We start from the raw sequence: 21853 nt of genomic DNA on the forward strand, positions 1-21853 counted from the left end.
ACCGTGCACACGCTCAGGCTATGGCACTGCGTGCCACAGGTAAAGGCACTCGGTACCCTCGATTGTGGGGCGGAGCGGTTCCGGCGCCGGGGGCCGGTCAGTCGCCGGTGAACGCCGCCTCGACCTCCCGCACGACCTGCCACAGGGGTGCGCCGCGCCGCGTGACGACCACGACCACGTCCTCCTGCCCGGCGGCCGGCGGCGGTGCGGGAACGCTTCCGAAGGCGGACTGCGCGTACCCGAGCGCGTGGTCGACCGCGGCACCCGCGTCGTCCCGCCCGTCCGAACGCAGCCAGGACCGCAGGGCGTTGTTGTGCGCCGCGACCACCGCGGCCGCGATCACGTCCGCCTCCAGGGTCCCGTCCGGCCGTGCGCCGAGGCGTGCGCGCAGGTACTCGGCGAGTGCGCGCTCGTAGCGCCACACCACCGACAGCTCGTACGCGCGCAGCCCGGGGACCTTCTTGGTGAGGTGGTAGCGCTGCACCGAGAAGTCCGGGTTCTCGGCGTACATCCGCAGCACCAGCCGGGCCGCGTCGCAGACCCGCGCCACCGGGTCGGCGTCCTCGGGCGAGGCGGCCAGGAACGCCGTCATGTCCGCCAGGCACCGCTCGTGGTCGGGGAAGACCACGTCCTCCTTGGACGGGAAGTAGCGGAAGAACGACCGCCGTCCGACACCCGCGAGCGCGACGATGTCGTCGATGGTCGTCTGCTCGTAGCCCCGCTCCAGGAACAGCCGGAACGCCGCCGCGACCAGTGCCTCGCGCATCGGCGGACGGCCGCCCGCCGCATTGCTGGAGCTCATGAAGGGGAACGTAGCAGTTCACCGGCCTTCATGGCACTCAGTGCAGCCGCAGGAGGGAACTGAGTGCACTTGCGAGCACCGCGCTGCCGATCGCATACGATCGCATCCGATCAGCCCCGAGGAGTTCTGATCAGCCTGAGGAGTTCCGCATGCCGTCCGCCCGCCCCCGTCTCCTCTACGTCACGGACCTGGCCTACCAGGCACGCGGGCGGCGCTACTGCGACGAGGACATCTTTCTCACCTCCCGCCTGCGTGACGAGTTCGACCTGGCGCTGTGCCATCCCGGCGAGGCGGCCGCGCTGCTCGACGCCTTCGACGCCGTCGTCGTCCGCAACAGCGGTCCCGTGCTGGGTTACCGCGCCGCGTACGACGCCTTCCGCGAGCGCGCCGGCGAGCGCTCCACCCGCGTCTACAACCAGCTCACCGGCCGGGCCGACATGGCCGGCAAGCAGTACCTGCTCGACCTGAGCGCCGCGGGGGAGGCGGTCATCCCCACCGTCGGCCGGCCGGAGGACCTGCACCTGCTGCCGACAGCGGACGAGTACGTCGTCAAGCCCCGGCTCGGCGCCGACTCGGCCGGCCTGCGGATCGTGCCCGCTGACCGCCTCCGGCAGGAACTGCGCGACGGCGACGCCGGGGACGTCCTCGTCCAGCCGCGCGTCGACTTCGCGTACGAGGTCTCCTTCTACTTCGTCGACGACGCGTTCCAGTACGCCCTGTACGCGCCGGACCCCGGCCGGCGCTGGCGGCTGGAGCCGTACGACGCCACCGCGCGGGACCTCGAGTTCGCCCGGCGGTTCATCGAGTGGAACGGCATCGACCACGGTATCCAGCGCGTCGACGCCTGCCGCGCCCCCGGCGGCGAGCTGCTCCTGGTCGAGCTGGAGGACCTCAACCCGTACCTGTCGCTGGACGCCCTCGACGAGACACGCCGGGACTCCTTCGTCACCGCCCTGCGGGCGGCGCTGAGGCGCCTCCTCGCGGACTGAACGCCTCTACCATGGCGGGCATGGACGTGTTCGTCGACCGGCTCGACCCGGACATGTGCGTGGTGACGGCCGCCGCGGGCGGGGAGCGGGCCGGGTGCCTGGTCGGGTTCTCCTCGCAGTGCTCCCTCGACCCGGTCCGGTACGCCGTGTGGCTCTCGGAGGTCAACCGGACCTTCCGGGTGGCGCGGTCCGCCGATGTCCTGGCCGTCCACCTCCTCGCCCGCGACCAGCACGAGACGGCCGAGCTCTTCGGCGGGCGGACCGGCGACGAGGTGGACAAGTTCCAGCGGGCCCGGTGGCGCACCGGCCACGGCGGGGCGGTGGTGCTGGAGGACGCCGAGGCGTGGTTCGTCGGCCGCGTCGTGGAGCGTGTCCCCGGCGGCGACCACGTGGGGTTCGTCCTCGACCCCGTCGAATGGGGCGGGCGGGAGAAGTCCGGCGGCCCGCTGCTGCGGATCTCCGACGCCGCGGACATCGCAGCGGGCCACCCGGTGGACTGAGGCCCGCTCCCGGCGGGCCGGCCGGTTCAGCGCCCGGTGCCGCGCTCGACCAGCGCCTCGGTGACCGCCCGCACGCTCCGCGCGATGTGCTGCAACTGCAGGACCTCCGCCGCGTACAGCTTGATGGTGTGCTCGATGACCGACTCGTGCAGTCCCAGCCGGGGCAGATCCGCCCGCGCCGTCTGCAGGGCGGTGCGCGCCACCCGGATCTCGTGCTGGACCTGGATCTGCGCGTGGCGGGCGAGGAGGACGGGGTGGCGGATCAACGCGGGATAACCGGCGTAGCGCGACGGCACCAGCTCGCGCAGCCACTTGGCCGCCGAGCGTTCCCAGTCGTAGCTGCCGGGGGCCTTCACCTGGCAGGGCCAGTCCGGGTGGGTGCGCGTGGTCGTCAGGGGCATGATCATCGCTTCCGGTGTGGCGGCGTCGACGGGGTGGGCGACGGGTGGGGGCGGTCCCGGTCCAGGGGACGACCGGGACCGCCGCGGGCGCTCGCACAGGCGATGCCCGACGGAACATCCCGGACCCGCCGGAGCGGGTAGGAGTCGGCGGCCAGGGATGTTCACGCAGGTGCGGACGCGCTCCGGGGCGGCCGGGTCGCGATCCGTGAGCAGTATTTATATATGCCATCCGCTTTGCAAGACGTATGAAAACATTCATGCCTGCTTTGAACCGGATGACCCCTGTCTGCGCCGACCAATCGCCGGGGCCGCGCCCGCGAGCGGCGGCCGGGTCAGTCCCGCAGGAAGAACTGGTGCTGGTCCGCGACCTGCTCGTACTCCTCCAGCCGGGCCTGCGTCCGCTCCGGATCGGCGTCGGTCATGGCCTGGAGCAGGGCCGCGCACATCACGCCGGGCGCCGCGTAGGAGTCGAAGACCAGCCGTGACCCGGTGCCCGTCGCGAAGGTGACGTCGGCCTCGTCGACGACGGAGCCGAGGGCCAGGTCGGTGATCAGCGCCACCTTCAGCCCGGCACCGCGCGCCACCCGGACGGCGTTCAGCGTCTCGTGGGCGTGCCGGGGCATGGAGAAGGCCAGCACCCAGGTACCGCCCGCCTCCCGCGACTGGAGCAGGGCGTCGTACGCGACGCTGCCGCCGCGGGTCACCAGGCGCACGTCCGGGTGGACCCGGCGGGCCGCGTAGGCGAAGTACTCGGCGAGCGAGACGGAGATGCGCAGGCCGAGGACGGTCAGCGGGGCGGACCCGGCCAGCTTGCGGCCGACGTCGATCACCCGGTCGGCGTCGGCGAAGTCGCGCCGCAGGTTCTCCAGGTTCTCGATCTCGGCGTCGACGGCCGCCTGGAGCTCGTTGCCCCGGTTCTCCTCGGCCGGGGTGCCGCCCCGGCTGCCCAGCGCGATCGACTGGAGCCGCTCGCGCAGTGCCGGGTAGCCGCTGAAGCCCACCGCCGAGGCGAACCGCGTCACCGACGGCTGGCTGACGCCCACCCGGTCGGCGAGGTCGGTGATCGACAGGAACGCCGCCTCGGTGAGGTGCTCGATCAGGTACTGGGCGATGCGCCGCTGCCCCGGGGAGAGACGCGGCCGGTCGAACAGTGTCCTGAGCCGGGACGTGGCGGAGACCTCCGCCTCCTCGGCCGTACGTCCCGAGGTGATCGCCGATGCCTGTGCGCGGGCCTGCTGCGGCGATGGCACTGGTGCGCCTCCTTTGTCTCCCACGGAGGTCAACATAGCTCACCCCTCGTCACCGGCAGGGCGGTCGCACCCGGCGGGGATAGCCCCGCGCCGTCCGGGAACCCGCCGCCTCGGAAGCGACCACGGCAAGCACGAGAGGCACCGTCATGACCGTCCCGGAAGAGAACCGGCCGAAGACCGACACCACCGACGACGTCCTCGATCAGCGCGACAACGAGGAGACCTCCCGGCAGCAGGGCGGCACCGGCCGCACCATGCGCGAGGCGCTGGAGGAGGCCCACGTCCGCCCCGACGACTACGACGAGCGATGACCGCAGGTGACACGCATGGGTGCCATCAGCGCGCTGTGGGCGCGAGTCTTCGACAAGGACCCCGTCGAACTCCTCGACGCCCTGCGCACCGAATGCGACAGCAAAGCCGTCGTCTCGCCCGCGGGGCGGGTCATGGTCCCCAACGCCTATGACGTCGCCCTCGCCGGCGCGGTCCACGACGAGCTGACGCGCCGCGGCGGCCGGGTGGGCCCGGTGCTCACCGACAGCCTGGCCCGGCACGCCGAACGGCGCGGCTACGAGTGGGCCGGCCCACTGGCCGTGCACGTCACCAGGTCGGACGACGTGCCGGGCGGACGCTACCGCGTGGCGAGCGGCGTGCTGCCGCACGTGAGCGCCGACGGCTTCCCGCACGCGGAATCCCCGAGCGGGCCGGGCGGGGGTTCATGACCGGGTGAGCGGCATCGCCCCCTCGGGCACCACGAGGTCGGCGCGGTCCCGGGTGGCGGCGACCAGTTCGGCGTTGCGCTCGTCGCTGCCCGACACCCAGGCGACCGCGTCGTCGTGGGACTTGCCGAACCGCTCGTGCCGGGCCACCAGGCGACGGACCCGCTCCGCCTGAGCGAGTTCGCAGAACCACACCTCGTCGAGCCGCGTACGCACCCGCGCCCAGGCGCCGGTGCCCAGCAGCAGGTAGTTGCCCTCCGTCACGACCAGCCGGGCCGACGGCGGCACCGGCACGGCCCCGGCGACCGGCTGCTCCAGCACCCGCTCGAAACCCGGCGCGTACACGACGTCGCCGTCCGCCGCCTCCTCGCGCAACCGGCCCAGCAGAGCCGCGTACCCGGCCGCGTCGAAGGTGTCCGGCGCGCCCTTGCGATCCCGGCGGCCCAACCGGTCCAGTTCGGCGTCGGCGAGGTGGAAACCGTCCATCGGGACGTGCGCCACCCACGGGGTGCCGGTCCCGTTCAACTCCCGTACCAGGCACTCGGCCAGCGTCGACTTGCCGGCCCCGGGACTGCCGGCGATACCGAGGATCGCGCGCCGTCCGCCACGGGGCAGGGCGCGGGCACGGGCGAGGAGGTCGTCGAAAGTCAGCGGCACACCGCAGAGTGTGTCACCTGATCGGACCCGCCCCGGCGGGGAACTGTGTCGGGTATGACGACGCAGCTGGGACTTCCCGACTCCATCCGGGCCTGCCTCTTCGACCTCGACGGGGTTGTCACCAGGACGGCCGTGGTGCACGCCGCCGCGTGGAAGGAGACCTTCGACGCCTTCCTGCGCGAGCGCGACGGCACGGACTTCAGGCCCTTCACCGACTCCGACTACGACGAGTACGTCGACGGCCGCCCCCGCGCCGACGGCGTGCGCACCTTCCTCGCCTCCCGCGGCATCGAACTGCCCGAGGGCGAGCCCGACGACCCACCGGAGGCGCGGACGGTCAACGGCGTCGGCAACCGCAAGAACGCACTGGTCCTGCAGAAGATCCGCACCGACGGCGTCGAACCCTACGAGGGCACACTGCGCTACATCGACGCGGTCCGCGCCGCCGGCCTCGACACCGCGATCGTCTCCTCCAGCGCCAACACCCGCGACGTGCTCCGCTCCATCGACGCCGAGCGCCTGTTCGACGTACGCATCGACGGCGTGGTGGCCCGCGAGCGGAAGCTGCCGGGCAAACCGCGCCCCGACACCTTCCTCGCCGCCGCCCGCGACCTCGGCGTCGAGCCGTCCCGAGCCGCCGTGTTCGAGGACGCCCTGGCCGGCATGGACGCGGGACGCTCCGGGCACTTCGGCTACGTCGTCGGAGTCGACCGCGTCGGCCAGACCGACGCCCTCTACGCCCACGGCGCCGACCGCGTCGTCGAGGACCTGGCCGAGCTGGGAGGCGAGGCGTGATCACCAACCGTACGTACAGCGTCGAACCCTGGTCCGTGCGCGAGACGTCCCTCAACCTCGACCTGCTCGCCCAGAGCGAGTCCGTGTTCGCCCTGTCCAACGGGCACATCGGCTGGCGCGGCAACCTCGACGAGGGCGAACCGCACGGCCTGCCCGGCAGCTACCTCAACGGCGTCTACGAACTCCACCCCCTGCCCTACGCCGAGGCGGGATACGGCTATCCTGAGTCCGGCCAGACGGTCATCAACGTCACCAACGGCAAACTGCTGCGCCTGCTGGTCGACGACGAACCCTTCGACCTGCGCTACGGCCGGCTCGGCAAGCACGAACGCACCCTGGACCTCAGGCGCGGCGTGCTGGAGCGGACCTGCGAGTGGACCTCCCCGGCCGGCACCACCGTCCGGGTGCGCTCCACCCGGCTGGTCTCGCTCACCCAGCGGGCCATCGCCGCCGTCTCGTACGAGGTGGAGCCCGTCGACAGCCGGACCAGGGTCGTGATCCAGTCCGAGCTGGTCGCCAACGAGAGCCTGCCCGACCCCGACGGCGACCCCCGCACGGCCAAGGCGCTGAGGTCGCCGCTGGAGCCCGAGGAGGACATGGCCGTCGGCTCCCGGCTGCGCCTGGTCCACCGGACCCGGCGCAGCGGTCTCCGGGTCGCCGTCGCCGCCGACCACGAGGTCGACACCCCGGGGGAGACCACCACCAGCAGCGAGAGCAACGAGGACGTGGCCCGCCTGACCATCACCTCCGTGCTGGAACCCGGTCAGCGGCTGCGGGTGCGCAAGACGGTCGCCCACGGCTGGTCGGGCGCCCGCTCCCGGCCCGCGATGAGTGACCAGGTCGAGGCCGCGCTGGCCGCCGCCGCGCACAGCGGCTGGGACGGACTGGTGGCCGAACAGCGCTCCTACCTCGACGACTTCTGGGGACGGGCCGACGTCGAGGTGCACGGCGACGAGGAGATCCAGCAGGCGGTGCGCTTCGCCCTCTTCCACGTCCTCCAGGCCGGGGCCCGCGCCGAACAGCGGGCGATCCCGGCCAAGGGGCTGACCGGCTCCGGCTACGACGGGCACGCGTTCTGGGACACCGAAATGTTCGTGCTGCCCGTGCTGACCTACACCGAGCCCAGGGCCGTCGCCGAGGCGCTGCGCTGGCGCCGGGACACCCTGCCCGCCGCCCGGGACCGCGCCACCCAGCTCGGGCTGCGCGGCGCCGCGTTCCCCTGGCGGACCATCGACGGTTCGGAGGGCTCCGCGTACTGGCCGGCCGGCACCGCCGCCTTCCACGTGGCCGCCGACATCGCGCACGCCGCGGTGCGCTACACGGCGGCGACCGGCGACACCGACTTCGAACGCGACACCGCCCTCGAACTCCTGGTGGAGACGGCCCGGCTCTGGCGCTCCCTCGGTCATCACGACCACCACGGCGTCTTCCACATCGACGGCGTCACCGGCCCCGACGAGTACAGCGCCATCGCCTACGACAACACCTACACCAACCTCATGGCGCGCTCGAACCTCCTCGCCGCCGCCGACGTGTGCGAACGCCACCCCGACGACGCGGCCCGGCTCGGCGTCGACGACGAGGAGAGCGCCGCCTGGCGGGACGCCGCCGAGTCCGTGCACATCCCCTACAACGACGAGATCGGCGTCCACGAGCAGCACTCCGGATTCACCCGCCACCAGCGCTGGGACTTCGCCCGCACCGCCGCCGACCAGTACCCGCTGATGCTGCACTTCCCCTACTTCGACCTCTACCGCAAGCAGGTGATCAAGCAGTCCGACCTGGTGCTGGCGATGTACACCTGCGGCAGCTGGTTCGACGCCCACTGCGACGAGGACCAGATCGCCCGCAACTTCGCCTACTACGAGCCGCTCACCGTACGGGACTCCTCCCTGTCCGCCTGCTGCCAGGCCGTCGTCGCCGCCCAGACCGGACATCTCCGCCTGGCCTACGACTACGCCGCCGAGGCCGCCCTGATGGACCTCGCGGACCTGGAGCACAACACCCGCGACGGGCTCCACATCGCCTCGCTCGCCGGAACGTGGATGGCCCTGGTCGCCGGCTTCGGCGGCACCCGCCGGGACGGTGACAGCCTGCGGTTCACGCCGCGCCTGCCCGAGAAGTTCAGCCGCCTCGCCTTCCGGCTCCAGTTCCGCGGCCGGTGCCTGCGCGTGGAGGTCCGCGCCGACAAGGCGACGTACACCCTGCTCCAGGGCGAGCCGCTGACCATCCATCACCACGGCAAGGCGCTGGCGGTGAACGGCGACGGACCCGTCGCCCGCGCCATCCCCGCACCCAAACGGCGCCCCACACCCGAACAGCCCCCGCACCGCCGCCCCAACGCCCATTGACCCCGGACCGGGGCCGGGACCGGCGAAAACCGTGCGACTGGCCGAGTTCCGCCCTGCGCTGCCGTGGCACGCGCACTAGTTTGACCAGGTAATCCGACTTCCGGGCTCCCGCCAGTGGCGGCAGGAGGTGAGGACAGGACCGAACGACCCCGCGACGAGCGGGGGCAGAGGGGTGCACGATGACCGACGGCGCGAACGCCATGCTCGCCGGCAGACGACGGGGCGAGCCGGCCACACCGCCCACCGTCCCCAGACGCCTGCGCGGCGACGGCCTGATCGCGGCCGTGGCCGCCGTGTTCACGCTCGCCCAGCTGATCTTCGTCCATCCGTGGATGGGCCTCGGCTGGGACGAGATCGTGTACACCAGCCAGGTCACCACCCACCACCCGGCCGCCTTCTTCAGCGCACCGCGCTCCCGGGGCGTCTCCCTGCTGGTGGCGCCCGTCGCCTCCTGGTCCGCCTCCACCGAACTGCTGCGCGTCTACCTCGCCGTACTGTCCGGCGTGGGCCTGTACCTCGCGCTGCGCGCCTGGAAGGGGCTGTTCCCGGCCCGCGTCCTGGCCACCGCCGGCGCGTTCTTCGCCACCCTGTGGGTGACCCTGTTCTACGGGCCGCAGGCCATGCCCAACTACTGGGTCGCGATCGGCGCCCTGATCTGCGTGGGCTGCTTCCTGCGGTACTGGCAGGGGCGCTCCGGGCGGGCCGCGCTGTGGGGTGTGGTGGCCGGCGCCGCGCTGATGGCGTGGATGCGGCCCACCGACGCGGTCTGGGTGACCGTGCCCCTGCTCGCCCTGGTCCTCGTACGGCGGCGGTGGATGCTGCTGCTCGCCCTCGCGGGCGGCCTCGCCGCCGGGGGAGTGGAGTGGGTGATCGAGGCCTACGGCTGGTACGGCGGCCTCGGTGAGCGCCTGTCCAGGGCCTCCGAGATCCAGGGCGGCCTCGGCTGGAACATCGCCGTCGACGACCAGATGCGCAGCCTCGGCGGCCGGGGCCTGTGCCGTCCCTGCACCGGCTCGATGCCCCACCCGGTGGTCACCGCCTGGTGGATCGTCCTGCCGTTCGTCGCCGTCCTCGGCGTCGCCGTCGCGGTCCGGGCCCGGCGCACCGCCCGCACCCTGATCCCGTTCGCCTGCGCGGTGACCGCCGCGGCGCCCTACCTCTTCATGATCGGCTACGCGGCGCCGCGCTTCCTCCAGCCCGCCTACGCCCTCCTGGCGATCCCGGTCGCCGACGCGCTGTGGCACCTGGTCAGGACGCGGCAGGGGCGGTGGCGCCGGGTGGCCGCGCCCCTGGTCGCACTCGCGGTCGCCGGTCACCTGGCCGTGCAGTTCGCCGTCGCCGAGGGCACCGTGGACCGCAATGTCGCGAGCCGCGAGGACTGGGCCCACGTCGCCGACGAACTGCACCGGCTCGGGGTCCGCCCGCCCTGCCTGATCACCGGCCACGAGTCCATCCCGATCGGCTACTACACCGGCTGCTCCTCCGGCGCGACCAGCGGGAACAACGAGAACACCACCGCCGCCGAGATCGTGGACACCGCCCGCCGGCTCCCGGTCGCCGCCATCACCGGCCCGGGCGGCGGCACCCCCGGGTACGCCCGTGACTGGACCCCGTACCGGATCACCGATCTGACCGTCCGGGTCGCGCCGCGCGGGTGAAGACCACCCTCCCTGAGCGGGTTAGAGATCGCGTATCGGGAAACGCGAACCGCACACCGAGACCACCATGCCGACGCAGCGCGAGAGGGAGGCAGCGATGGGCACGGACCCGATGGCCGACGACGCCTACCAGCCCACCGGGAACAACGAGGAGCAGGAGGACGCCGCGCCCCTCGACCTCCAGGACGCCGTCGACGAGCGGACCTACGACGACACGCTGGACGAGGGCTACTCCCCGCCCGAGAAGCCCCTCGGCGTCACCAAGCACGGCACCACGGCCGCCGAGCAGCACGACGGCGAGACCCTGGACCAGCGGCTCTCCCAGGAGGTGCCCGACGAGCCCGGTCCCGCCGGGGACGGCGTGGGCGACCAGCCCGGCGGCGAGGGGGAGCCGGTCGACCCGGAGGCGGGCACCGAACGCTCGGGGCGGCTGGTCGCGCCCGACGAGGGCGTACGCACCGACACGACCAAGGAGACGGTGGCCGAGGACGTCGGCATCGACGGCGGGGCCGCGGGCGCGGAGGAGGCCGCCGTGCACGTCGTGGAGGACGAGACGGAGCTGCCCGAGGGCGAGGACGCCCGCCCCGGCCGGTCCGCGTGATCCCGCCCTGATCCGGCGGCACCCACCCGTCGACCGGGCCGGGCCGGTGCGCGCGGCGCACGGGCCCGGCCCGGACGATGCCGGGGGCCGGCAGCCGCCCGGTGGTCAGGGCAGCAGCTTGTCCAGGGCGGCGGGGCCCTCCTCGGCCAGCTTGCGCCGGGCCCATTCGAGGTTGGCCGGCGTGATGTCCCGGCCGGCCGCGAGCACCACGTCCTCGGGGGACACGTCGGTGCCGGTGCGGGCGTGGAGCAGGTCGTCCGGTGTGGCGCGGTCGTCCCCCGCGCGGGGTTCGGACGGCCGGGAGGCGTCGGGCTGTGACGTCGACATGATCAGTGCTCCTCGGATCCGGTTCGCTGCTTCGGTGCCGTGCTGTTGTCGGTCCCGAATATCCCGATATCACCATTCAATGCGGAAGCGGACCGCGCATCCGGAGGACCGGACGCGCCGCACCCCGTCACGGCGGTGAGGGCACGAGGACGAGCATCGTGACGTCGTCCTCCACGTCCGGACAGAAGCGCACGAGGTCGGCCCAGACCCGCTCCGGGAGCGTGGCGGGATCCGCGTCCTCCTCGGCGAGGAGCGCGGTCAGCCGGTCGGCCAGCGGGTAGAAGGCGCCGCTGTCGTTCCTGGCCTCGACCACGCCGTCGGAGGCGAGGAAGAGCCGGTCCCCGGGGCGCAGCGCCACCGTGCACGCGTCGATCGCGCCGGCGTCCGCCAGCCCGAGCCCCAGCGGCGTCCACGGGGAGACCTCCAGCTCCGTGGCGCGCGCACCGCGCAGCACGAAGGGCGGCGGATTGCCGCACACCACGACGCGCACCCGCAGCGCGTCGGCGGAGAACTCCAGCAGCGCGGCCGTCGCGAACAGCTCGGCGTGCCGCGCGCCCGCGGAGTCCACCAGCAGCCTGCGGTCCAGCCGCCCCGCCACCGACGCCAGGTCCGGCTGGTCCAGCACCGCCTCGCGGAACGCCCCCAGCAGCGAGGCGACCGTCGACACCACGGTCAGCCCGTGACCCTGGACGTCGCCCATCACGGCCCGTACGCCGAACGGCCCGTCCCGCACGTCGAAGAAGTCGCCCCCGACCAGGGTGCCGCGCTGGGCCGCCCGGTACAGCCCCGCGCAGCGCACCGCGCCGACCCGCTCGGGCAGCGGCGGCGCGACGGCCCGCTGCGCGGCCTCGGCGACCGTGCGCTCCAGGTCCAGCTGGGCGTCTCGGCGACTGCGCACGAAGGACACGAAGACGCTGAGCACGGAGACGAACACGACGGTCAGCAGGTCGGCGTCGCCCGGCCGGTCGAGCTGGAAGGCCGGGACGGTCAGCAGCGCGACCACCGCCCCGCACAGCAGCGCTGTCACCAGCGGGCCGTACGACAGGACGGCCAGCGGCGGGATGGCGCCCAGCAGGAAGCCGATGTCGAGCCGGTCGTCGCTGACCAGCGTCGCCGCGCAGATCACCCCGACGAGGACCGGCGGGAGCACCCGCACCCAGCGGGGCGGCGGAGCACCGCTCAGCCAGCTCCGCCGCTCCTCGCCCCGGCGCGGTGGCGGGGCCGGCACCTTTCGCACACCCACCACGCTCCTACGCCGCCCCGCCTCCCGCACGCCGGGCCGGGCCGGGCGGCCATGGGTGTGCCTAGAACGCGGTGAGGGTCAGCCGGAACCCGGTGGGTGCCGTGTCCTGGATGTACGAGGCGAAGTCCGCGACGTCGTCGAAGGCGAAGCCATACGCCTTCCCGTCCTCGGTGGCCGCGTGCACGGCCCTGGAGTAGTGGTTGGTCAGCGCGGTCCGGTAGAACGCCGCCGGGTCGGTCGTGGGCTGGTCGGCGGACGAGACCAGCGTGGAGCGGTTGAAACCGGCGCCCAGGACCGCCGCGACCGGGCCGGTCGTGCCGTCGTTGGGCGCGGCGAGGGCGCCGTCGCAGAAGAGCACGTCCCGGGTGGACGGCTTGGCGAACGACACCTGGGCGGGCCCGTCGAACGTCAGCCGCCCGCCGCGCACCCGGCCGGTGAAGGTGCCGGCGTTGGTGGTGATCCGCAGGTCCCTGCCGGTGTAGGTGCTCCAGACCTCGTCGATGTACGGGGCGAGGTAGTCCTCGGGGAAGAGCCCGGCGTCCAGACCGTGGCCGGGGGCGATCACGCGGGTGTCGTCCACGGCGAGCGGCGCGAACTCCTCGACCGACCGCACCGCGTCGAAGACGGCCGCCCGCCCGCCGGGGCGCACGGTGCCGGTCGTCTGGTCCTTGGCTCCGGTCAGCCGGATGCTCATCGGCACACTGAACATGTCGACCATGGTGGTGTTGCAGAACATCCCGGAGGCGTTGTGGGTGAACTCGGCGCAGTCATGCAGCACTCCGTAGTTGGGGTCGGACTTCACCCAGCCCGCCGGGTACTGGAGGGCCGGCTTGCCGGCGCCGTCGGCGACGGCCTTGAACTTCAGTTTCGCGCCGAGCGACACGTAGATCCGGCCGGAGAGGTACGGCAGTGACAGCGTTGTCTCTCCGCTGTCGGCGAGGCTGATCGCGTAGTCGGTGTAGCCGTCGGCTCCGTTGTCCGACAGCGCCACGGGCGCGACGGTGCCGTCGGGGGTGACGCGCACCTGCGTGCCGTCCTGGCTGCCGACGATGTAGACGTGCACGTCGGCGTTGCCGAACGAGCCGGTGCCGTTGACGAGCGTCAGCGGCAGCGCGCCCGCGGCCTCGGCCCGGGGTGCGGCGGTGCCGCCGTCCGCGCCGACGCCGGCGAGGGCGTGCGGGGCGACGGCCGCGGCGACCGGGGCGGCGACGGCCGCGCCGCCGAGGGCGACGAGGAGCTTGCGGCGGCCGAGCGGACGCTGGTGACGGGGAGTCATGTGGGGGGTCTCCAGAGTGTTCGGGACATGACAGGATGCGGGCGGGAACCAGAGGGCGCCAGATTCTGAGAGCGCTCTCACGCCGTGCGCCGATGGTACGCAGAACGCAGGGCGCGGCCAACTGCTCCCGTGCGCCCCAATTCCGCTGCGCACGCTCCCACTTGGGACGTCCGGTGCCGAGGGCGGCAACGCTTAACCGGCGTTTAAGGCCTGTTTAATCCGCGCCGGAAACCGGTAGCCACCGCGGCGCCACGCACCGGACCGGGGTCCGTTCCGGCCCGGTGTCGGTGCCGGGTGGCATCCTGGCCGCCAGGGTGATCACCGGAGTGGGCGGCGGAAGGTCGGACGTGGGATTCGAGGGCGAGACCTGGTACGTGCGCAGGGTGCCGGAGGCCGGGGAAGACGGGGAGGCCGCGGGCCAGGGTGCCGAGATCGGCGAGATCCTGATCGACGAGACCGACTTCCCCTGGCTCTCGGGCCGGTTCCGGGCGGGTCCGGCGTTCGGTGGCGTCGAGGGCCTCTTCGCGCGCGAACTGGCCCTCGCGGAGCAGGACGAGGAGGGGCACTGGGCCGAGTGGGAGGCGGTCCACGCCGAGATCGAACGGAGGGTGCGGTTGCTCTCTCCCGACGGCCCGGTCGCCGAGTTCCTGTTGCACATCCAGGGGGAGCGGGCCTGGTTCAGGTGGAGCGACGAACCGTCCGGGGGAGAGCCGACGGGCGGCTGACCCCGGTCACCTCCGTGCGGTCAGCACCGACTCCGCCTCGGCGAGGATCTCGGTGACGCGAAGGCCGAACGAGGCGTCGCACGGGTGCGGGCCCGTGCCCCCGGCGGAGGCGAGGAGCGCGTCCACGGCCCGCAGCAGCGCGGGCACCGGCCCCTGGGTCGTCTCGGGAAGCAGCGTCACGCCCCTGCGGCCGCGCAGCTCCACCGTCGCGCCCGCCGCCGCGGGCGGTGCCGTGAGGCTGAGCGTGAGGGTGCTGGACGCACCGCCGGTGTGGTCGAGGACCAGATGGACGGTGTCCCCGGGCCCGTGCGCCGCGGCCGACACGCGCCGGGCGTCGCCCAGGACCGGCAGCAGCACGGACAACGCGTGTGGGCCGACGTCCCACAGGGCGCCCTTCTCCCGCCGCCACGGGGAGTCGGCGAACGGGCTGTCCCCGCCGAACACCGCGCCGAGCCACTGCGCCCGCGCCGTGAACCAGTCGCCTTCGGCGCCCTGTTGGGTGATCCACGCCTCGGTCTCGGGCTGGAACCGGGCGGTGAAGAAGACCACCGAGGCGACGCCCGCCCCACCAGCCGCCTCCACCACCGCCCGCCCCTGCTCCACCGTTGCCGCGAGCGGCTTGTCGAGCAGCAGATGGCAGCCCGCCCGCGCCGCACGCACCGCCAAGTCGGCCTGCACCGCCGGGGGCAGCGCGACCGCGACGGCGTCCACGTCCGCGAGCAGGGCGTCGAGGTCGTCGTAGGCGCTGGTGCCGTGCCGCCGCGCCAACTCCCCGGCGGCGTCGGGACGACGGCCCCACACCCCCACGAAGTCCAGGCCCTCGTGCAGACGCAACGCGGGGGCGTGCGCCATGTCCGCCCAGGGGCCGGTGCCGAGCAGTCCGATCCGCATACCGTCGCCTCTCCACCGTGCCGGACCCGGCACCGGGTCGGCTGACGTTCCTCACACCGCCGGCGCGTAGCCGCCCGGCCGACCCCGAGCGTGTCACACCGGCCGGGTGCCCGGGCAAGACCACGGCCCCGCACCCGGACCCGACGCGGAAGACCGGTGATTGTGCCGATCCCCCCGGCCGCACGCCGCCCCGACAGTGGCACCGCCAGCTCATCGGCGACGTCCGGCGGTGGACGTCCCGGGCCGCGACCCCACGCGCCCCGGGACGTGTACGACCACCGGCCGGTCCCCTCGCCACGACAGAGAGGACCACTCCCCGTGCAGCAGAACCCCCCCACCCACGCCGCGCGTCCGGCGTTCCGCGGTACCCGCCGGCGGCTCGCCGGACTCACGGCCGCCGTGGCCGCCGCCGTCGCGCTCACCACCCTCACCGGCCCCGGCGCCCAGGCCGTCGCCGACAACCCGTACGAGCGCGGCCCGGCGCCCACCGAGTCCAGCATCGAGGCCCTGCGCGGCCCGTACTCCGTGGCCGACACCACCGTCTCCTCGCTCGGGGTGGTCGGCTTCGGCGGCGGCACCATCTACTACCCGACCAGCACCAGCGACGGCACCTTCGGCGCCGTCGTCATCTCGCCCGGCTTCACCGCGTACCAGTCGTCCATCGCCTGGCTCGGCCCGCGGCTGGCCTCGCAGGGCTTCGTGGTCTTCACCATCGACACCAACACCACGCTGGACCAGCCCGACTCCCGCGGCCGCCAGTTGCTGGCCGCCCTGGACTACCTGACCGAGCGCAGCTCCGTCCGCGGACGGATCGACAGCAGCCGGCTCGGTGTCATGGGCCACTCCATGGGCGGCGGCGGATCGCTGGAGGCCGCCAAGTCCCGTCCCTCGCTCCAGGCGGCGATCCCGCTCACCCCCTGGAATCTGGACAAGAGCTGGCCGGAGGTCAGCACGCCGACCCTGATCGTGGGGGCCGACGGCGACACGATCGCGCCCGTCTCCTCGCACTCCGAACCGTTCTACTCCAGCCTGCCGTCCCGAACGGACCGCGCCTACCTGGAGCTGAACAACGCGAGCCACTTCTCGCCGAACACGTCGAACACGACGATCGCGAAGTACAGCATCTCGTGGCTCAAGCGGTTCATCGACAACGACACCCGCTACGAGCAGTTCCTGTGCCCGCTGCCCCGGCCGAGCCTGACCATCGAGGAGTACCGGGGCAACTGCCCGCACGGCTCCTGACGCCCCTCCCGGCACCGACCGGCACCGACCGGCGGCGGTCGCGCACACGTCGCGGCCGTCGCCGGCCCGCTGTGCCGCCGCACGGCCCGCGGCCGGGACGGCTGGGCAGCGGCACAGTGCCCGTCCCCGCCGTACGCCGCACAACCGCAGGTGACGCTGCCGACACCCCGGCGGGCCGCGGCGGACCGACGGCTTCCGCGTCAGGTTACGCGCGCGTAACCTCCGGTGGATGACCGGAGAGACGACCGTACGTACGGCCGTGCGGATCCACGGCCGGAGCGCGCAGCGGGAGGCGGTGCGGGCCCTGCTGGACGGGCTGCGCACCCACAGTGGCCACCTCGTCGTGACCGGCGAACCCGGGCTCGGCCGCACCGCCCTCCTCCAGTGGGCCGCCCACTCCTTCCGGGCGGGGCCTGTACTGCACCTCGGGCCCGGTCCGGACCGCGGCGCGCACGCCACCGCCGGGGAACTGCTCCGCACGCTGCGGGAGGCGGCCGCCGAGGCCCCACTCCTCGTCTGCGCCGACGACGCGGACCTGTGGGACGCGCCGGCCCGAGCCGCCCTCGGCCGCGCGGCCGAACGCCTGCACACGGTGGGACGCGTCGCGCTGCTCCTCTCCGTCGCCGGACACCGTGCCGCCGACCCGGAGTACGCCCGCCTCCCCGTCGTCCGCCTCGACCCGCTCGCACCGTCGCACGCCGACGCCCTGCTCGACGACGTGACCGACGGCTCCGCCGCCCCGGCCGTCCGCGAGCAACTGCTGGCCGAAGCGGAGGGCAACCCGGCCCTGCTCCTCGCCCTCGTCCGCCGGCTCTCGCCCGCCGAGCTGCGCGGGCACCGGCCGCTGCCCCACCCGCCGGCCGACGCCGGGACCCTGGCGGCGGTGGCCGGCCGGTCGCTGTCCGGCCAGTCCCCGGACGTCCACGACCTGCTGCTGACGGTGGCGGCGGCCGTACGGACGTCGGACGGACCGGACGCGGACACCGGCCTGGTCCTGGAGGCCCTGCGACGCCTGCGCGCCGCGACCGCGCCCGCCCCCACCGCCGACCCCCACCCTGATCCCCTCCCCGATCTCCTCGCCGGGGCCGGCGACCGGCTCCGCTTCCACAGCCCGCTGCTGTGCCGGGCCGTCCACGCCACCGCCGCGCCGCAGCGGCGCCGGGCCGCGCACCGCGCGCTGGCCGACGTACTGGAGACCGGCGGCCGCCGGCTGCCGGCGCTGCTGCACCGCTCCTGGTCACTGCCCGGCCCGGGACCGGCGGTGCGGCTCGCGGAACGGCTGGCGGCGGCCGCCGCGGACGGAGCTGAGCCTGCCTCGCACGGGTTGCGCGGCACGGCGTACGCCCGTGCCGCCGAACTGACCGCCGAGCCGCAGGTCCGGGCCGAGCGGTACACGGCCGCCGCCGAACAGGCCCTGCTCGCAGGCCGCCCCGACCGGGCACGTCCCCTGCTGGCGGCGGCCCGCGGCTGCGCCGCCCCGGCCGCGGTGCGAGGGCGGGCCGAACTGGTGCGAGGCCTGGCGGAACTTCGCGACGGCCCCGTCGGCGACGCCCACCAGTCCCTGCTGCTGGCCGCCACCCTGCTGGCCGAGGACGCCCCCGCCGACGCCGCCACCGCCGCACTGGCTGCCGCCGACGCGGCCTGGGCGGCGGGCGACCTGCCGTCCTGCCTGGCCACACTGACGCCCGGCCCGCCATCGGCCCCGGTCAACGCCCTGGCCCCGCACGACCCCTACGGCCCGATCGGCGCTCCGGCCCCGGTCGGCGCCCCAGGCTCGGGGGCCCCCTCGACCCCGGGTCTCCCCACGGCCGCGGCCGAGCCTCCAGGTTCGCTTGCGGGCTCGGTCCAGGGGAAGCTGCCTGGGCCGGTTGGCGCCCCGGCCCCGAGCGGCGCCCCAGACTCGGGAGTGTCCCCGGCCCCGGGCGTCCCTACGGCCCCGGCTGAGGCGTTGGCCCAAGGTCAGCGGCCTGGGCTGGCTGGCCCCCCGGTCCCGGGTGATTCCCGGGGGCCGGGCGGCGCTCCCGTCCTGGGTGATCCCCCAGAGCCGGTGGAGCCTCCAGGCCAGAACGGCCTTCCGGCCCCACAGCCCCCCACTGCCCCGTCGCCCGCCGGCGACGGCGGTGGCACCGGTGTCGTCCGACCCCGGCCGGCCCCGGCCGCCGGAGCCGGGCCCGGAGGGGCGCAGGTGCGCGCCCCGGGGCCCGACCCCGTGCGCGAGCACCGAGCCGGCATGCGGGCGCTGCTCGAAGGACGGCTCGACCGGGCCGCCCCCGCGCTCGGGCAGGTGGTGGAGCGGGCCCGGAACGACGACCGGCCCGAGCGGCTGCTGCGGGCCGCTTCCGCCGCCCTGCTGCTCGGGGACGTGGACGCCGCCCGGCGGGCGGGTGCGCGGGCGCTGGCCGCGGCCCGGCAGTCCGGGTCGGACGCGCTGGTGCCACAGGCGCTGGAATACCTCGCCTACGCCGAACTCCGCGCCGGCCGGCACCCCCAGGCGCGCGCCCACGCGGAGGACGGACTGCGCACCGCGCAGCGCGTCGGGCAGCGCAACACCGCGGCCCACCACCAGGCCGTACTGGCCCTGGCGGCGTCGATCGAGGAGGAGCCGGAGGCGGTGGCCCGGCACGTGACGGCCGCGCTGGCCACGGCCCGGCGCCACGGGCTGGCCCAGGCGGCCACCCTCGCGGAGTGGGCGGCGGCCCGCGCCGACCTGGGCCGGGGCCGGCCCCACGACGCGGCCGACCGGCTCGGGCTCCTGGTCCTGCCCGGGCCCGGACGCGGTCACTTCGCGGTGTGGCGGCTCGCCGTGCCCTGCTTCGTGGAGGCCGCTGCCCTCGCCGGCCGCCCCGAGGACACCCACGACGTCCTCGCGGACTTCGCCGGCTGGGCGGCGTTCGGCGCCGATCCGCAGGCCGCCGCGCAACTGGCCCGCTGTCAGGCCCTGCTGGCCCCGCCGGACCGCGCCGACGACCTCTACCGGCGCGCGCTCGCCCGGCACGACGAGGCGGGCGGCGACTTCGAGCGGGCCCGCACCGCGCTGCTCTACGGCAAGTGGCTGCGCCGGCGGCGCAGACCCCGCGAGGCCCGTGGCCGTCTCGGCACCGCGCTGGCCGGCTTCGACCGGTGCGGCGCGGGAGTCTGGGCGGCGCAGGCCCGCGCGGAACTGCGGGCGCTCGGGGCCGCGCCACGGGCCCGGGAGGCCGGACCGCTGACCCGCCTGACGCCGCAGCAACTGCGCATCGCCCGGCACGTCGCCGAGGGCGCCACCAACCGAGAGGTCGCGCTCACCCTCGCGGTGAGCACCCGCACCGTCGACTACCACCTCCGCAAGGTCTTCGCCGCGCTCGGCGTACGGTCCCGCCTGGAACTGGCCCGCATGGTGGAGCACGCCGAACGGGCCCGAGCGGCCGGAAGGTCTGAAAAGACCGGTGCACGACCCTAGGGACCGACCGGACGGTATGCCATCCTTCGGGGCAGGACGAGTCAGGGGGCATGCCCGGCACGGGCGGACGGCCCGCCGCGGGGCACCTCCGTAAGCCCTGGCCTGGGGGAGGACCGCGATGCAGCACGCCGTACGGTCACGAGCAGCGATCCGCACCGGACTGACACCCGTTCCACGCCCGCGGACACCGAGCGTCGCGTCGTTGATGGACGCCGACGCGCTGCGGGTCCTGCACCGGGCCGCCCGCGCCCTGCTCGACGACCTGCCCGACCTGACCGACCGGCTGATCGCCCTGCTGCGGGAACAGGAACCGGCGTACCGCGCGGCCGTCACCAAGGACCCGACGGCCACCTGGCAGGAGGTCCACCGCTCCCTGCGGCACAGCGTGGCCTCACTGCTGGACCCCCGCGGCTCCCGGGACGCGGCCCACCGCTGCACCTGGCGGATCGGCGCCACCCGCGCCGAGCAGGGCCTGCCGCTCGACGCCCTGCTGCACGCCTTCCGCCTCGGCGGCTCGCTGGTGTGGCAGCGGCTGGTCGAGGAGACCTCCCGCACCGCGCCCGAGGACGTGCGCCTGCTCGTCCACGTGGCCGCCGACGTGTGGAACTTCGTCGACGAGCACTGCACCCTCGTCGCCGACGCCTACCGGCAGACCGAGTGGCGGATCGGCCGGCTCCGTGAGAACCGGGCCCGGCTGCTGGCGGCGGGCCTGCTCGACGGCACCAGCCGCATCGCCGACCTGCCCGAGGCCGCCCAGGCCCTGGGCCTGCCGGAACACGGCCGGTACGTCGTCGTCGCCGTCACCGGCGCGCACCCCGCCCGGTCGGACGCCGCCCGCGCCGCCGTACCGCCGGGCGCCCGCGTCCACTGGCACGCGGGGGCGGACGTCGACTACGGCATCGTCCTGGCCGGCGCGGGCGACGAGGAAGGCTTCCTGGAGCCGTCGTCGCCCGCGGGCGGGGCGTACGCCCCGGTCCACGGCGTCCGGATCGGCATCGGCCGCGCGGTCGACGGACTGGCCTCGGTCGGTGACGCCCGCAGGTTCGCCGACACCGCCCTGGAGATATGCCCGCGGGCCGGCGGCACGGTGAGACTGGCCGAGCACCTCCCCGCCGCCCTCGTCGCCTCCAGCCCGGAGCTCGGCGGCGCCCTCGCCGAACGGGTGCTCGGTCCGCTGCTGCGGCTGGAACCCGCCGACCGCGAGGTGCTGCTGGACACCCTCACCACCTGGCTCGACTGCGACGGCTCCGCGCAACGGGCCGGCGAACGCCTCTACTGCCACCGCAACACGGTCCTCAACCGCCTCCGCCGCTGCGAGCAACTCACCGGCCGCTCGCTGGCCCGCCCGGCCGACGTGGTGGAGATCAGCCTGGCGCTGACCGCTCGACGGGTCCTGCGCGACTGAGGAGCACGCGGACGCAACACGGGCCGCGCCGCGCACTGCCCGACAGGGCTGGGTCCGACCCGGCCCGGCCCGGCCAGGGCGCGGTTCGGCACGGCGTGGCTCGGCTCGGCCTCGCCCGGTCCGGACTCGGTCTGGCCAGGCAGGACACGGCGCGGCCAGGCACGGCGAGACACGGATGGCTCGGCCTTGCCCGATCCGGCTCGGTCTGGACAGGCACGGCACGGCTGGGCCTGGCCCGGCGCCGCTCGGCCCGCACGCCCGCCCCGTCACCGCACCCCGCCGCACCGCGCCGCATCGCACCGCGGCTCAGGCCCCCGCGCCGGGCTGCCGGCGGGCGCGGTCGGGGCGGGCGTCGGGGCCGCTGCCGGGGTCGGTCGAGACGGCATGGCCACGGCCCTACGACAGGTCGTCGGCGCGGACACGCAACGCACCCGCAACGCGCCCGGCGGGACCGACACCGCCCCCACCCCGCCCCTGCCGCCGGGCCCGGCGGCAGCGCTCCCGCCCCCCTCGTGCGGCCCCTCCGAGCGCATCGCGCAGCCCGCCCGACCCCGAGGAGCCCCGCGCCTCCCGCCCACCCCGCCA

At 74.7% G+C, this 21853-nt stretch carries 20 protein-coding genes; 12 read left to right on the top strand and 8 right to left on the bottom strand.

Annotated features, from left to right (window positions below):
- Window positions 1-97: 97 nt before the first annotated feature.
- Window positions 98-802, bottom strand: a complete 705-nt coding sequence (locus tag AMK11_RS19195; protein WP_073728716.1) for a TetR family transcriptional regulator — start codon at window positions 800-802, stop codon at window positions 98-100.
- Between the two features lie 149 nt (window positions 803-951).
- Between AMK11_RS19195 and AMK11_RS19200 the strand changes: the two genes are divergently transcribed.
- Complete coding sequence (locus AMK11_RS19200) at window positions 952-1791, top strand: hypothetical protein (RefSeq protein WP_073728718.1); 840 nt, start codon at window positions 952-954, stop codon at window positions 1789-1791.
- Window positions 1792-1802: 11 nt separating this feature from the next.
- The gene (locus AMK11_RS19205) at window positions 1803-2291 is read left to right on the top strand and encodes a flavin reductase family protein (protein WP_073728720.1); all 489 of its coding nucleotides are present in this window, start codon (window positions 1803-1805) and stop codon (window positions 2289-2291) included.
- 26 nt (window positions 2292-2317) lie between these two features.
- On the opposite strand, the gene AMK11_RS19210 is transcribed toward AMK11_RS19205, so the two are convergent.
- Complete coding sequence (locus AMK11_RS19210) at window positions 2318-2698, bottom strand: hypothetical protein (RefSeq protein ID WP_198941402.1); 381 nt, start codon at window positions 2696-2698, stop codon at window positions 2318-2320.
- 326 nt (window positions 2699-3024) lie between these two features.
- Entirely contained in the window at window positions 3025-3942 is a 918-nt protein-coding gene (locus AMK11_RS19215; RefSeq protein WP_073728722.1) for a MurR/RpiR family transcriptional regulator, read from the bottom strand.
- 146 nt (window positions 3943-4088) lie between these two features.
- Here AMK11_RS19215 and AMK11_RS38175 point away from each other — a divergent pair, with 146 nt between their 5' ends.
- Together AMK11_RS38175 and AMK11_RS19220 are read left to right on the top strand one after the other, a co-directional pair.
- On the top strand, window positions 4089-4253 hold the full coding sequence (locus AMK11_RS38175) for a hypothetical protein (protein ID WP_198941403.1): 165 nt from the start codon (window positions 4089-4091) through the stop codon (window positions 4251-4253).
- Window positions 4254-4268: 15 nt separating this feature from the next.
- Window positions 4269-4661 carry a DUF3662 domain-containing protein gene (locus tag AMK11_RS19220; RefSeq protein ID WP_073728724.1) on the top strand — a complete coding sequence of 131 codons (393 nt, stop codon included), beginning with the start codon at window positions 4269-4271 and terminating at the stop codon, window positions 4659-4661.
- Here the strand turns inward: AMK11_RS19220 and AMK11_RS19225 are convergent.
- The gene (locus AMK11_RS19225; protein WP_073728726.1) at window positions 4656-5315 is read right to left on the bottom strand and encodes a nucleoside/nucleotide kinase family protein; all 660 of its coding nucleotides are present in this window, start codon (window positions 5313-5315) and stop codon (window positions 4656-4658) included. The genes AMK11_RS19220 and AMK11_RS19225 overlap by 6 nt on opposite strands.
- Window positions 5316-5369: 54 nt before the next feature.
- On the opposite strand from AMK11_RS19225, the gene AMK11_RS19230 reads away from it, so the two are divergent.
- From AMK11_RS19230 to AMK11_RS19245, 4 genes are all read left to right on the top strand, one after another.
- The gene (locus AMK11_RS19230; RefSeq protein WP_073728728.1) at window positions 5370-6110 is read left to right on the top strand and encodes a beta-phosphoglucomutase family hydrolase; all 741 of its coding nucleotides are present in this window, start codon (window positions 5370-5372) and stop codon (window positions 6108-6110) included.
- The gene (locus AMK11_RS19235; RefSeq protein ID WP_073728730.1) at window positions 6107-8461 is read left to right on the top strand and encodes a glycoside hydrolase family 65 protein; all 2355 of its coding nucleotides are present in this window, start codon (window positions 6107-6109) and stop codon (window positions 8459-8461) included. The genes AMK11_RS19230 and AMK11_RS19235 overlap by 4 nt, the downstream gene beginning before the upstream one ends.
- Window positions 8462-8640: 179 nt before the next feature.
- Entirely contained in the window at window positions 8641-10119 is a 1479-nt protein-coding gene (locus tag AMK11_RS19240) for a hypothetical protein (RefSeq protein ID WP_073728732.1), read from the top strand.
- Between the two features lie 97 nt (window positions 10120-10216).
- Window positions 10217-10720 carry a DUF5709 domain-containing protein gene (locus AMK11_RS19245; protein ID WP_073728734.1) on the top strand — a complete coding sequence of 168 codons (504 nt, stop codon included), beginning with the start codon at window positions 10217-10219 and terminating at the stop codon, window positions 10718-10720.
- 105 nt (window positions 10721-10825) lie between these two features.
- Here AMK11_RS19245 and AMK11_RS19250 read toward each other — a convergent pair whose 3' ends face one another.
- From AMK11_RS19250 to AMK11_RS19260, 3 genes are all read right to left on the bottom strand, one after another.
- The gene (locus tag AMK11_RS19250; RefSeq protein WP_073728736.1) at window positions 10826-11047 is read right to left on the bottom strand and encodes a hypothetical protein; all 222 of its coding nucleotides are present in this window, start codon (window positions 11045-11047) and stop codon (window positions 10826-10828) included.
- A 127-nt stretch (window positions 11048-11174) separates the two neighbouring features.
- Window positions 11175-12284: a PP2C family protein-serine/threonine phosphatase gene (locus AMK11_RS19255; protein ID WP_073729050.1), complete on the bottom strand. Its 1110-nt coding sequence runs from the start codon at window positions 12282-12284 to the stop codon at window positions 11175-11177.
- Window positions 12285-12351: 67 nt separating this feature from the next.
- Window positions 12352-13566, bottom strand: coding sequence for a glycoside hydrolase family 64 protein (locus tag AMK11_RS19260; protein ID WP_073728738.1), 1215 nt, complete (start codon window positions 13564-13566; stop codon window positions 12352-12354).
- 347 nt (window positions 13567-13913) lie between these two features.
- Here AMK11_RS19260 and AMK11_RS19265 point away from each other — a divergent pair, with 347 nt between their 5' ends.
- Window positions 13914-14291 carry a hypothetical protein gene (locus AMK11_RS19265; RefSeq protein WP_073729052.1) on the top strand — a complete coding sequence of 126 codons (378 nt, stop codon included), beginning with the start codon at window positions 13914-13916 and terminating at the stop codon, window positions 14289-14291.
- A gap of 6 nt (window positions 14292-14297) precedes the next feature.
- On the opposite strand, the gene AMK11_RS19270 is transcribed toward AMK11_RS19265, so the two are convergent.
- Complete coding sequence (locus AMK11_RS19270; protein WP_073728740.1) at window positions 14298-15182, bottom strand: Gfo/Idh/MocA family protein; 885 nt, start codon at window positions 15180-15182, stop codon at window positions 14298-14300.
- Between the two features lie 318 nt (window positions 15183-15500).
- On the opposite strand from AMK11_RS19270, the gene bdeA reads away from it, so the two are divergent.
- The 3 genes from bdeA to AMK11_RS19285 all read left to right on the top strand — a co-directional run bounded on the left by bdeA (window position 15501) and on the right by AMK11_RS19285 (window position 21268).
- Window positions 15501-16424 (top strand): bis(hydroxyethyl) terephthalate hydrolase, encoded by a 924-nt coding sequence (bdeA, locus tag AMK11_RS19275; RefSeq protein WP_073728742.1) that lies wholly within the window; start codon window positions 15501-15503, stop codon window positions 16422-16424.
- Between the two features lie 229 nt (window positions 16425-16653).
- Window positions 16654-19863 carry a LuxR family transcriptional regulator gene (locus AMK11_RS19280; RefSeq protein WP_079187534.1) on the top strand — a complete coding sequence of 1070 codons (3210 nt, stop codon included), beginning with the start codon at window positions 16654-16656 and terminating at the stop codon, window positions 19861-19863.
- 118 nt (window positions 19864-19981) lie between these two features.
- On the top strand, window positions 19982-21268 hold the full coding sequence (locus tag AMK11_RS19285; RefSeq protein ID WP_073728744.1) for a PucR family transcriptional regulator: 1287 nt from the start codon (window positions 19982-19984) through the stop codon (window positions 21266-21268).
- Window positions 21269-21853 lie beyond the last annotated feature (585 nt).

The organism is Streptomyces sp. CB02414 (assembly GCF_001905385.1).
Classification (GTDB): domain Bacteria; phylum Actinomycetota; class Actinomycetes; order Streptomycetales; family Streptomycetaceae; genus Streptomyces.